The sequence below is a fragment of the Delftia sp. ZNC0008 genome (assembly GCF_000799035.1).
GTDB classification, from domain to species: domain Bacteria; phylum Pseudomonadota; class Gammaproteobacteria; order Burkholderiales; family Burkholderiaceae_C; genus Comamonas; species Comamonas tsuruhatensis.
The window spans coordinates 1-11,602 of the sequence record NZ_JTKZ01000030.1 but is presented as its reverse complement, the minus strand read 5'-3'; the positions used below and the strand labels follow the sequence as shown (position 1 = coordinate 11,602).

The window sequence follows — 11,602 nt, the reverse complement described above, 5'->3', positions numbered from 1 at the left end:
GGCAGCGGCCTGGCGGGCTGCCGGCAGGCCCAGCAAGGCCGCCATGCGGTAGGTCTCGATCTCCAGCAGGCGCTGCACCAACCGCCCCAGGCGGCGCGGCGACAGCGATTCGCCGGCCAGCAGCAGCATGCGCGAGAAGCCATCGGCATGGATGGCGAAGTCCGTGTAGACCTTGCCCGCATCGCCGGCCACACGTGCGCCCACCAGCGTGTCTTCCTGCAGCAGGTGGCGCACCAGGTGCGGCTCGTTGATCGCCTGTTCCTGCAAGGCCCACAGGTGCAGGCCGCTCAGGCACTGGCCAGGCAATGCAGCCAGCCAGTCGCGCGGCACGTAGTCGATGGCGGCCTCGGGCTCGCGCACATCGTCCATGCCGGCCTGCGACATGGGCTTGCTGAAGGTCCAGCAGACGAATTCCGTGTGCAGCTCCCAGCGCAGGTGAAAGGCGCCCAGATCGATGAGCACATGCGTGGTCGCCGCATCGGGCGGGGGCAGGTGGTGGTTGCGCAGCAGGGTGGCCACATGGGCGCGGCTGGCCTCGCGCTGGGCCGCGTCGGTGAGCATCACCACATGGGTGATGGCCAGCGGCGCCTGCATTTCCTCGGCGGGACGCGCATGGATCTCGTTGTGCAGCAGCACGCGCAGCGGGTGCTGGGATGACAGAAGTGGGGACATCGTGACCTCGAAAGACTGCGCGCTATTGTGCAGGCACGGGCGCTGCGTCCTCCCGCCATCCGGGATCAACAGCTTTCACGTGCATTTCTCGTCGACGCAAAAAAAAACGGCCCCGAAGGGCCGTCAAGCAACATGGTTGCAGCGCTGAGGCGATCAATCCTCGACGAATGCTTCTTCGCGCTTGTTCTTCACTGCGGGCATCAGCACCACCACCAGCAGCACCACGGCGGCGAGCAGCAGGCCGGCCGAGATCGGACGGGTCACGAACACGCTCCAGTCGCCACGCGACAGCAGCAGCGCACGGCGCAGGTTTTCTTCCATCATCGGGCCCAGGATGAAGCCCAGCAGCAAGGGAGCCGGTTCGGTGCCCAGCTTGTGGAACACATAGCCCACGAAGCCGAAGATACCCACCATCCACACGTCCCAGGTGTTGTTGTTGGTACCGTACACGCCGATCGCGCAGAACAGCACGATGGACGGGAACAGCCAGCGGTAGGGCACGGTCAGCAGCTTGATCCAGACGCCGATCAGCGGCAGGTTCAGGACGATCAGCATCAGGTTGCCGATCCACATCGAGGCGATCAGGCCCCAGAACAGCTCGGGGTTGCTGGTCATCACCTGCGGGCCCGGCTGGATGTTGTGGATGGTCATCGCGCCCACCATCAGTGCCATCACGGCGTTGGGCGGAATGCCCAGCGTCAGCAGCGGGATGAAGGAGGTCTGCGAACCTGCGTTGTTGGCCGACTCGGGCGCGCACACGCCACGGATGTTGCCTTGGCCGAAGGGGACTTCGCCCGGCTTGAGCTTGGTCTTCTTCTCGATGGTGTAGGCAGCAAAGGCCGACAGCATGGCACCGCCACCGGGCAGGATACCCAGGGCAGAACCCAGGGCCGTGCCGCGCAGCATGGCAGGCAGCATGCGCTTGAAGTCCTCGGCGGTGGGCATCAGGCCCGTCACCTTGGCTGCGAACACTTCGCGCTCGTCCTCGGGCTTGGACAGGTTGGCAATGATTTCGCCGTAGCCGAACACGCCCATGGCGATCACGACGAAGTCGATACCGTCGGTCAGTTCGGGAATGTCGAAGCTGTAGCGGGCCACACCGGAGTTCACGTCGGTACCGACCATGCCCAGCAGCAGGCCCAGCACGATCATCGCAATGGCCTTGAGCAGCGAGCCCGAAGCCAGCACCACGGCGCCGATCAGGCCCAGGGTCATCAGCGAGAAGTACTCGGCAGGGCCGAACTTGAAGGCCACTTCCGTCAGCGGAGGCGCGAAGGCGGCCAGGATCACGGTGCCCACGCAGCCTGCGAAGAACGAGCCGATTCCTGCGGCAGCGAGAGCAGGTCCCGCTCGCCCCTTTCTGGCCATCTGGTAGCCGTCGATCACGGTCACCACGGACGAGGATTCACCCGGCAGGTTCACCAAAATGGCGGTGGTCGAGCCACCGTACTGCGCACCGTAGTAGATACCGGCCAACATGATCAGCGCCGCCACCGGAGGCAGGGCGTAGGTCGCTGGCAGCAGCATGGCGATCGTTGCCACGGGGCCGATGCCTGGAAGCACGCCGATGAGCGTACCGAGCAGACAGCCGACGAAGCAGTAGATCAGGTTCTGGAAAGTGAAGGCGACGCCGAAGCCGGTCGCCAGGTTCTGAAAAAGTTCCACGGACGATGCTCCTGCTTAGCCGGTGATGAAGCTGGGCCAGACGGGGAACTGCAGATTCAGTGCCCACACGAAGGCCACATAGCTGCCTACGGCAAGAACGGTGGCCAGAATTGCCACTTCCTTGAAGTTGAAGCTATGGCCGCCCAGGCTGGCGATGAACACCAGCGCGTAGATGGCGACGATCAGACCGAACTGGGGAATGCCCAGATTGGGAACGCCGACCAGCAGGATGCCGAAGGCAAAGTTCGCGGCCAGGATGAAGAACACCTGCTTCCACGCCCACTTGCCGATCTTGTCACCGCCGGAGGGTCCCTTGGTCAGGCCGGAGAAGCAGATGGCCGTGCCCAGAATGGACATCAGCACACCCAGGATCAGCGGGAAGTAGCCCGGGCCCATGCGGGCACCGGTGCCGACGGTGTAGTTGGTTGCGCCGATCGCAAAAGCGAGGCCGACAACCAAAAACATCACGCCGGAAAAAAAGTCTTTCTGACTCTTGATTTTCACGAGAATGTCTCCTTACGGAATCACGACCCGGCGATTTTGCGTTCAGAAAAACTGTGTCCGAATGTGGATTCCACCTACAAAGGGCATACCCTCATGTCCTACCCGCATGAGGAAAAAAGGGTGCCCATGCCAGGCACCCCATCCATCATCGGCAACGGCCTGCGCAAGAGCAGGCACTTACGTTTTTATCCGCCAGTCAGCCCAGCAGGGGCGTGCTGGCCATGACCTCTTGCAGCGTGGTCACGCCTTCGGCCACGCGCAGGGCTCCGGCCAGACGCAGCGGACGCATGCCGTCCTGCACGGCTTGGCGGCGCAGCGCATCCATGGACGGCGAGGTGTGGATCTGCTGCTTGAGCGCCTCGCTCACGGTCAGCAGCTCGTACAGGCCCATGCGCCCGCGAAAGCCCGTCATGCGGCAATCCACGCAGCCCACGGGCTTGTAGGGCTGGTAGCTGCCTGACAGTTTCCAGGGCCGCACGGCCTCGGCCAGCGTGGCGGCCGAAGTCTCCTCGTCGCGCTGCTTGCATTGCGGGCACAGCGTGCGCACCAGGCGCTGGGCGAGCACGCCCAGCAGCGTGGCGTTGATCAGGTAGGGCGGCACGCCCAGCTCCATCAGCCGGCTCACGGCGCTGGGCGCATCGTTGGTGTGCAGCGTGGAGAACACCAGGTGGCCGGTCAGCGCAGCCTGCACGGCCATCTCGGCCGTGGCCAGGTCACGGATTTCGCCCACCATGATGATGTCCGGGTCCTGGCGCATCAGCGAGCGCAGTCCCTCGGTGAAGCCGAAGTCCAGCTGCGTCTGCACCTGGGTCTGGTTGAAGCTGGGCTCGATCATTTCGATCGGGTCCTCCACGGTGCTGACGTTGACCTCCTCCGTGGCCACGCGCTTGAGCGTGGAGTACAGCGTGGTGGTCTTGCCCGAGCCCGTGGGACCGGTCACGAGGATGATGCCGTGCGGGCGGCGCACCAGCTCGTTCCAGCGCTGGGCGTCATGGCTGGTGAAGCCCAGGGCATCCAGGTCCTTGACCGTGTTGTCGGGGTCGAAGATCCGCATCACCAGCTTTTCGCCAAAGGCCGTGGGCAGCGTGGACAGGCGCATTTCCACCTCGTCGCCGCGCGGGTTGCGGGTCTTGATGCGCCCATCCTGGGGACGGCGCTTTTCCACCACGTCCATGCGCCCGAGCAGCTTCACGCGCGAGACCATGGCGTTGAGCACGCCCATGGGCACCTGGTAGACCGGATGCAGCACGCCGTCGATGCGAAAGCGGATCACGCCCTGGTCGCGTCGGGGCTCCATGTGGATGTCGCTGGCGCGCTGGTCGAAGGCGTATTGCCACAGCCAGTCCACCACGCGCACCACGCCCTGGTCGTTGGCATCGAGCTGCTTGCTGCTGTTGCCCAGCTCCACCAGCTGCTCGAAGCTGGCCGCGCTGGCCGCACCGCCGGCCTTCTCGGCAGCGCGCACCGACTTGGCCAAGGCGAAGAACTCGCCCGTGTAGCGCTTGAGGTCCACCGGACTGGCCAGCACGCGGCGCACCTTGCGGCGCGCCTGGCGCTCGACCTCGGCCACCCAGTCGTCGATGAACGGCTCGGCCGTGGCCACCACCACTTCCTGGGGCGACACCTGCACGGGCAGCACCTTGTGGCGCTCGGCATAGCTGGCGCTCATGATTTCGCCCACGCGGCCCGCATCCACGCGCAGCGGGTCGATGCGCAGGTAGGCCAGGCCGCTGCGGCTCGCCAGGTACTGGGTCAGCTCCTCGATGTCCAGCGCGCGCCCGTCACCGGCCCGGGCCACGCCCACGTTGGCCAGCCGGACCAGCGGGTGCTGGGTGCTCTCGGCCTGCGAGCAGCGCGCCACGGTGCGCTGGGCCTCTTCGGCCGTGATCACGCCGTCGGCCTGCAGCCACTGCACCAGCCTGCGCCAGTCCAGGGGCCCCGAAGGATTGCGCGGAGCGACGGCGGTTGTGGGCTGTGCGGTGGAGGTCGGGTCGGACATGGCGTTGGGCCGGAAGCTGAACTGCGCCCTATGGTAAGCCTGCCGGCCTCCCTGCCCGGCCAGCCCGCTCTACCAGGGCCGCACGAAGATCTTGGGCCAGCGCGTGGTGGGCAGGTCCCAGCGGGCCTGCACCTGGGCGCTGGCGGCCTGCAGCGCTGCGGGGTCGAGCGCGCGCGGCGTGCGCTGGGCCAGTACCACGGTGTTGCCTTCGCGCGTGGGGCGGAAGGCCCACATGGCCTCTTCGCCAAAGGCTTCGGCCATGCGTGCCAGGCTGCGCTCGTAGCTGGAGGTGCGGCCGAACAGGTTGACGGTCATGATGCCGTCCTCGGTCAGCAGATTGCGGCAGTCGGCATAGAACTCGGCGCTGTCCAGCACGGGCGCGGCCGCATCGTGGTCATAGAGATCCACGGCCAGCGCATCGACCGTGCCCAGCCACTGGCTCTTGCGGATTTCCTGGGCCGCATCGGCCAGCACCACGCGCAGCGTGTCGCTGTCGGGCGGCAGCTTGAACCAGCTGCGGCACACGGCCAGCACCTGCGGGTTCAGCTCGATGGCCGTGGTGCGCATGCGCAGCTTCTTGTGGCAGAACTTGGTGATGGCCGCGGCGCCCAAGCCCAGCTGCATGGCATGGCGGCCGGCCACGCTGGCGGGTTCCATGAACAGCAGCCAGGCCATCATGCGCTGCACGTACTCCAGCTCGATCTCGAAGGGCTCGCGTATGCGCATGGAGCCCTGTATCCAGGGCGTGCCCAGGTGCAGGTGGCGCACATCGCCATCGTCGGAGACGCTGACTTCGGGCAGCTCGGCATCTGCGGCGTTGGCGGGAGAGGAAGGGGCGGCCTTGGCGGCGCCACGGGTCTTGCGTATCACGTCGGGAAAAATGGAAAGATTCAGAGCAGTTGATGGAGAGCCAGCGCCTCGCGCCAGGCCTGGACCTTGCGTTCGAAACGCCAGCTCGCGTTGGCCGGGCTGGTCGATGGCAGCTTCACGGCAGCCAGGCCCAGGGCCTGCGTTCGGCCGGCGTGCTTGTAGCTCTCGCCACCGTTGTGCAAGGCCAGCGTCAACTGCGGGCAGTGCGTGCGCAGCCCAGCGAAGTCGTTCACCTCGGCAGCGCGGATGGCGCTGTCCAGGCTGCCTTCGCGCTCGCAGCTGGCGTACACATCCCACAGCCCCAGGCCCCGGGCCAACAGCCATTCGCAGCGGCCCGCATAGTCGTCGCGGCCGGGCTGCGGATACTCGGGCCACAAGGCCTGGAGCAGGGGCCAGAACTGGTTTTGCGGATGGGCATAGTACTGCTGCAATTGCAGCGATCGCAGGCCCGGAAAGCTACCCAGCACCAGGGCCCGGGTCCGCGCATCGGCCACCGGCGCCAGGCCCTGCCAGCGCAGGGTGTCGGGGGGCGGCAGGTCGGGAACGGTCAAGGACATGGCCGGCATTGTCGCCCAGCGGTCGCCGGGCTGCTGGCAGCGGGCGGCAAGACCGCTCAGGTTCAGGTTCCGCTCAAGCCTGGTTCAGGCCATGGCGGGCAGGCCTCGCAGCGCGGCACGCGCGTTGCGGCCCGTGGCCTCGGCCAGGGCCTGGGGCGTGATGCCGCGCAGTTGCGCAATCACATCCGCAATGCGTGCCAGCTCGGCCGGCGTGTTGCGGCCCTGGGCCTGGCCCTGGGCACGCTGCCCGGCCGTGGTGTAGAGCCAGTGCGGCGGAATGTCGGGAGCGTCGGTTTCCAGCACCAGCGCGTCCAGCGGCAAGCTGGCTGCCAGCTCGCGCAGCCTGAGCGCGCGGTCATAGGTCACGGCGCCGCCGAAGCCCAGCTTGAAACCCAGGTCGATGAAGGCCTGGGCCTGCTGCACACTGCCGTTGAAGGCATGGGCAATGCCACCCGCCACAGGCCGCGCGCGCAGGGTCTTGAGCAGCCGGTCGCTGGACTTGCGCACATGCAGGATGACCGGGAGATCGAACTCGCGCGCCAGCGCGATCTGCTGCTCGTAGAACCAGACCTGCCGCTGTGCGTCCAGCCCCGGCACGAAGAAGTCCAGCCCGATCTCGCCCACGGCCACCAGTTGGGGATCGCCACGCAGCCGGTCCAGCGTCTCGCGCAATGCGGCAATGTCCTGCTCGCGGGCATTGGGCGTGTACAGCGGATGGATGCCCAGCGCATAGCTGTCGCCATGGCGCCGCGCCAGCGCCACCACGGTGTCCCAGTGCTCGCGCGCCACGGCCGGAATCACCAGATGCGCAACGCCTGTCTCGGCCGCCTGCGCGCGCACGGCATCGCGGTCGGCATCGAATTCGGGGGCATCGAGGTGGCAATGGGTGTCTATCCAGGCGGGCATGGCCGCATCATGCCACCGGCCCGGGCGGCGCCCGTCCAAGGGGCAGACGAGGCCCGGAGCAAGGGCAAACCCTTGGCTTATTGCGAGTCGGCTCCGTTTGACAAAATCAATACACGAATGGCTTGCGCCTCCATAAAAATACATAAAGTAACACTTACACCCCGCATCGGGCTCCCGCATCACCGGCCGGCATGCTTTGGAGAGAGGAATTCCCATGAAGCGCTCAGCATGGAGTCGAATCCTGGACCTCGGTGGCGCACGCCGCAAGGCGGAGCTTGACGGGCAATTGGCCGCCATACACAAGTCCCAGGCGGTGATCGAGTTCGACCTGCAAGGCCATGTGCTGGCTGCCAACCAGAACTTCCTGGACACCATGGGCTACGAGGCGCACGAGGTCATCGGCCAGCACCACCGCATGTTCGTGGACAGCCAGGTCAGCGAATCCCCCGAATACGCCCAGTTCTGGCAGCGCCTGGGCAGCGGCATCCACGATGCGGGGCGCTACCGGCGCATCGCCAGGGATGGGCGCGATGTCTGGCTGCAGGCCAGCTACAACCCCATCTTCGACCGGCATGGCCGGCCCTTCAAGGTGGTGAAGTACGCCACCGACATCACCGAGCAGCAGCGCCGCAACGCCGATGCCGAAGGCCAGCTGGCGGCCATCTCCAAGGTGCAGGCCATCATCGAGTTCGACCTGGACGGCAACATCCTCCATGCCAACCGCCTGTTCCTGCAGGCCATGGGCTACACGCTGGACGAGGTCGTCGGGCGGCACCACAGCATGTTCGTCCAGCCCCATGAGCGCCAAAGCGCCGAATACGCGCAGTTCTGGCGAAAGCTGGGCAGCGGCCAGCACGATGCAGGCCAGTACCTGCGCATCGGCAAGCACGGCCGCCAGGTCTGGATCGAGGCCAGCTACAACCCCATCCTCGATGCCGACGGCCGGCCCTTCAAGGTAGTCAAGTACGCCCGCGATATCACGCGCCGCTTCACGGCCGCGCAGACCCTGGGCGAGGCCATGCAGGGCCTGAGCGAAAGCGCCGAGCACGCAGGCCAGGCCAATGAACTGGCCCGCCAGGCCTGCCGGGTGGCCGAGCAGGGCGGGCGCACGGTGCACGAGGTCATGGGCACCATGGAGTCCATCAGCGCCAGCTCGCGCAAGATCAACGACATCATCGGCGTGATGGACGGCATCGCCTTCCAGACCAATATCCTGGCGCTGAACGCCGCCGTGGAGGCGGCCCGCGCCGGCGAGCAGGGCCGGGGCTTTGCCGTGGTGGCCGGCGAGGTGCGGGCACTGGCGCAGAACAGCGCCGCCGCCGCCAAGGAGATCAAGCAGCTCATCCACACCTCGGTGGAGCAGGTGGCTCTGGGCGCCGAGCAGGTGCGACAGGCCGGCGGGACCATGCAGGAAATCGTGGATTCCTCCCACCAGGTCACGGCCATCATGGGCGATGTGGTGCAGGCGTCCATGGCCCAGTCGGCACGCTTGCGCGAGGTGACGGCCGACCTGACGGCGCAGAGCGCGGCCGTCGCGGATGCATCCAGGGAACAGGTGCAGCGCAAGCCGCTGCCGGCATCCATCGTTCCCGCTGCGCCGCAGATCAAGTCGGCCCCGGCAGCGGCCGTGCTTCCCGTAGGCGCCCAGCGCCTGCCGGGCACCTTGCTGCGCATGGCCTGAGTCCAGACTCAGGCCTGCCGGTCAGGCCAGTTGGCCCTGCACCAGACGCACCATGCGGTCGCAGCGCGCCGCCAGCTGCTCGTCGTGCGTGACCATCACAAAGGCCGTGCCATGGCTGCGCGCCAGCTCCAGCATCAGGCGGAACACGGTGTCGGCCGTGCTGCGGTCCAGGTTGCCGGTGGGCTCGTCGGCCAGCACGCAGGCAGGCTGCGTGACCAGGGCGCGGGCAATGGCCACGCGCTGGCGCTCGCCCCCCGACAGCTCGGCCGGCCGGTGCAGCATGCGTTCGCCCAGGCCCACGGCCGCCAGCATGCGTGCGGCGCGCTCCATGCACTCGGCCCGGTCGTCGCGGCGTATGAGCAGCGGCATGGCCACGTTGTCCTGGGCGCTGAATTCGGGCAGCAGATGGTGGAACTGGTAGATGAATCCCAGGTGCCTGTTGCGCAGCGCACCCTGCTTCTGGGCGCTGAGTTCATGCAGGGGCTCGCCCTTGAGGGTGACGCTGCCGCTGGTGGGGGCATCCAGCCCGCCCAGCAGGTGCAGCAGCGTGCTCTTGCCCGAGCCCGAGGCGCCGACAATGGCCAGCGTCTCGCCCGCACGCACCTGCAGGTCGACCCCTGCCAGCACCTGCACGTTGAGCCGTCCTTCGGCGAAGCGCTTGGTCAGGCCGCGCGCATCGAGGACCACGGCGCCCTGCTGGGACACTTCGAAACCGGGCATCACATTCACTTCATTCATAGCGCAGCGCCTCGGCGGGGTTCACGCGGCTGGCGCGCCAGCTGGGATAGATGGTGGCGACAAAGGCCAGGACCAGGGAGATCACGGCGATGGGCATGATGTCGCTGTACTGCGGATCGCTGGGCATCTTGCTGATCAGGTAGATGTCCTTGGGCAGGAAGTTGGCATGCAGCAGGCGCTCGATGGCCGGCACGATGACATCGATGTTGAAGGCAATGCCCAGGCCCAGCAGCAGGCCCGCGAAGGTGCCGATGACGCCCACCATGGCGCCCTGCACCATGAAGATTCCCATGATGCTGGACGGCGAGGCGCCCAGCGTGCGCAGGATGGCGATGTCGGCGCGCTTGTCGGTCACCGTCATCACCAGCGTGGACACGAGGTTGAACGCAGCCACGGCCACGATGAGCGTGAGGATGATGAACATCATGCGTTTTTCCAGCTGCACGGCCGCGAACCAGGTGCGGTTCTGCTGGGTCCAGTCGCGGATCAGCAGGCGGTCGGTGATGGTGTGGGCCAGCTCCATGGCCACGCGCGGCGCCTCGTGCAGGTCCTTGAGCTTCAGGCGGATGCCGGTCGGCCCTTCCAGGCGGAACAGGCGCTGCGCGTCCTCGTAATGCATCATCACCAGGGCCGAGTCGTATTCGTAGTGGCCGGAGTCGAAGGTGCCGGCCACATGCATCTGCTTGAGGCGGGGCACCACGCCGGCCGGCGTGACCTGGCCGCCCGGGGCGATCAGCGTGACCATGTCGCCCTGGCGTACGCCCAGCGAGCGCGCCAGCTCCACGCCCAGCACCACGTTGAACTCGCCAGGCACCAGGCGCTTGAGCACCTCGGCATTGGTGGCGGCCACGTCGGTGACCTCGCCCTCGCGCGCCGGATCGATGCCGCGCACCAGCGTGCCCTTCATGTCCTCGCCACGCGCCAGCAGCGCCTGGGCCGCGACGAAGGGTGCGGCGCCCAGCACGTCGGGGTTGGCGCGCGCCTCGCGCATGGTGCGCTCCAGATCGGGCAGCGCCGCACCCTGGGGCGCGAAGATCTCGATGTGCGAGACCACGCTGAGCATGCGGTCGCGCACTTCCTTCTGGAAGCCGTTCATCACGCTGAGCACGATGATCAGCGCCGCGACACCGAGGGCGATGCCCAGCATGGAGACGCCGGAGATGAACGAGATGAAGCCGTTGCGGCGCGTGGCGCGCCCGGCCCGGGTGTAGCGCCAGCCGACGGCCAGTTCGTAGGGAAATTGCATGGGCATGCATTGTGTCATCGCCCGCAGGCCCTGCATGGCGGCAGGCTTTGCCGTCGGCGTGTCAGCGCCGGTGCCGTCCGCGGTCCACGCGCGGCAGGGCGTCGTAGCGGCCCTCTGCCTCCAGCGTCAGCGCATGGCGCTGCAGCCTGGCCAGCAAGGTGTCGAATTGTTCAAGTTCCTCGTCGCTGAGCACGGACACCAGGTCCAGGTGGATCTGGGCCATGCGCGGCAGGATCAGGCCGTACATGCGCCGCCCCTCGGCGGTCAGCGACACGGCCACGCGGCGGCGGTCGCCGGGCAGGGGGCTGCGCTGCACCCAGCCCTTTTCCTCCAGCCCGCTGAGGGCGCGCGAGGTGCGTGCGCGGTCCAGCTGCGCGCGTTCGGCCAGCTCCGACGACAGCAGGCCCTCGTTGGCAGCCACCGTGGCCATCACACCCCACTCGCGGCGCGTGATGCCGAAATGCGCCTCGCACATGCGCATGGCCACGCCGCCGGCCGCACCAAAGTAGCGGTTGATGCGAAACAGCAGCATCTGCTGGATGGACGTGGGGGCTGGACGGGTATTCACGGGGAACAGTTGATTAGATCAATTGCTGCAGGGACTTCTACAGTGGCCCCGTCCGGAAAGGAGACAACGGGAGCCACCGTCCGGAGCCGGCCTGGGGATTCTCGCAAAGCCCGGCGCCCCCGCAGCGCAGAAAGTTCGCCACCATGTTTTCCCTGTTCCAAGCCACCCATGCTACCCATGCCTTGCGCGGCCCGCT

Annotated in this window: 11 protein-coding genes; 1 reads left to right on the top strand and 10 read right to left on the bottom strand. The window is 67.1% G+C overall.

What is annotated here, in order from left to right:
• The 7 genes from L995_RS00945 to L995_RS00915 all read right to left on the bottom strand — a co-directional run.
• Positions 1–672 (bottom strand): DUF3422 family protein (locus tag L995_RS00945; RefSeq protein WP_047468249.1); only part of this gene is annotated, 672 nt, incomplete at its 3' end.
• A gap of 153 nt (positions 673–825) precedes the next feature.
• Positions 826–2,337, bottom strand: coding sequence for a tripartite tricarboxylate transporter permease (locus tag L995_RS00940; RefSeq protein WP_047326576.1), 1,512 nt, complete (start codon positions 2,335–2,337; stop codon positions 826–828).
• 15 nt (positions 2,338–2,352) lie between these two features.
• A complete protein-coding gene (locus L995_RS00935) occupies positions 2,353–2,841 on the bottom strand; it encodes a tripartite tricarboxylate transporter TctB family protein (protein ID WP_016445735.1) in 489 nt (162 codons plus the stop codon).
• Between the two features lie 196 nt (positions 2,842–3,037).
• Positions 3,038–4,840 (bottom strand): GspE/PulE family protein, encoded by a 1,803-nt coding sequence (locus L995_RS00930; protein ID WP_016445734.1) that lies wholly within the window; start codon positions 4,838–4,840, stop codon positions 3,038–3,040.
• Between the two features lie 69 nt (positions 4,841–4,909).
• Positions 4,910–5,710 carry a spermidine synthase gene (locus tag L995_RS00925; protein WP_047468244.1) on the bottom strand — a complete coding sequence of 267 codons (801 nt, stop codon included), beginning with the start codon at positions 5,708–5,710 and terminating at the stop codon, positions 4,910–4,912.
• A gap of 20 nt (positions 5,711–5,730) precedes the next feature.
• Complete coding sequence (locus tag L995_RS00920; RefSeq protein ID WP_047468241.1) at positions 5,731–6,276, bottom strand: DNA-deoxyinosine glycosylase; 546 nt, start codon at positions 6,274–6,276, stop codon at positions 5,731–5,733.
• 75 nt (positions 6,277–6,351) lie between these two features.
• Positions 6,352–7,173 carry a TatD family hydrolase gene (locus tag L995_RS00915; protein WP_016451088.1) on the bottom strand — a complete coding sequence of 274 codons (822 nt, stop codon included), beginning with the start codon at positions 7,171–7,173 and terminating at the stop codon, positions 6,352–6,354.
• A 214-nt stretch (positions 7,174–7,387) separates the two neighbouring features.
• Between L995_RS00915 and L995_RS00910 the strand changes: the two genes are divergently transcribed.
• Positions 7,388–8,854, top strand: coding sequence for a methyl-accepting chemotaxis protein (locus tag L995_RS00910; protein ID WP_047468238.1), 1,467 nt, complete (start codon positions 7,388–7,390; stop codon positions 8,852–8,854).
• A 21-nt stretch (positions 8,855–8,875) separates the two neighbouring features.
• Here the strand turns inward: L995_RS00910 and lolD are convergent, their stop codons facing one another.
• The 3 genes from lolD to L995_RS00895 all read right to left on the bottom strand — a co-directional run bounded on the left by lolD (position 8,876) and on the right by L995_RS00895 (position 11,370).
• Entirely contained in the window at positions 8,876–9,592 is a 717-nt protein-coding gene (gene lolD, locus L995_RS00905) for a lipoprotein-releasing ABC transporter ATP-binding protein LolD (protein WP_047468236.1), read from the bottom strand.
• Positions 9,585–10,838: a lipoprotein-releasing ABC transporter permease subunit gene (locus L995_RS00900; protein ID WP_026062761.1), complete on the bottom strand. Its 1,254-nt coding sequence runs from the start codon at positions 10,836–10,838 to the stop codon at positions 9,585–9,587. Before L995_RS00900 ends, lolD begins: the two co-directional genes overlap by 8 nt.
• Positions 10,839–10,899: 61 nt before the next feature.
• Positions 10,900–11,370: a MarR family winged helix-turn-helix transcriptional regulator gene (locus L995_RS00895; RefSeq protein ID WP_016445728.1), complete on the bottom strand. Its 471-nt coding sequence runs from the start codon at positions 11,368–11,370 to the stop codon at positions 10,900–10,902.
• Positions 11,371–11,602 lie beyond the last annotated feature (232 nt).

Bases quoted from the DNA above. Each gene is read 5' to 3' on its own strand.
- L995_RS00920 (WP_047468241.1), bottom strand. From the start codon at position 6,276: ATGCCGGCCATGTCCTTGACCGTTCCCGACCTGCCGCCCCCCGACACC.
- L995_RS00930 (WP_016445734.1), bottom strand. From the start codon at position 4,840: ATGTCCGACCCGACCTCCACCGCACAGCCCACAACCGCCGTCGCTCCG.
- L995_RS00900 (WP_026062761.1), bottom strand. From the start codon at position 10,838: ATGCAATTTCCCTACGAACTGGCCGTCGGCTGGCGCTACACCCGGGCC.
- L995_RS00910 (WP_047468238.1), top strand. From the start codon at position 7,388: ATGAAGCGCTCAGCATGGAGTCGAATCCTGGACCTCGGTGGCGCACGC.
- L995_RS00915 (WP_016451088.1), bottom strand. From the start codon at position 7,173: ATGCCCGCCTGGATAGACACCCATTGCCACCTCGATGCCCCCGAATTC.
- L995_RS00895 (WP_016445728.1), bottom strand. From the start codon at position 11,370: ATGCTGCTGTTTCGCATCAACCGCTACTTTGGTGCGGCCGGCGGCGTG.
- lolD (WP_047468236.1), bottom strand. From the start codon at position 9,592: ATGAATGAAGTGAATGTGATGCCCGGTTTCGAAGTGTCCCAGCAGGGC.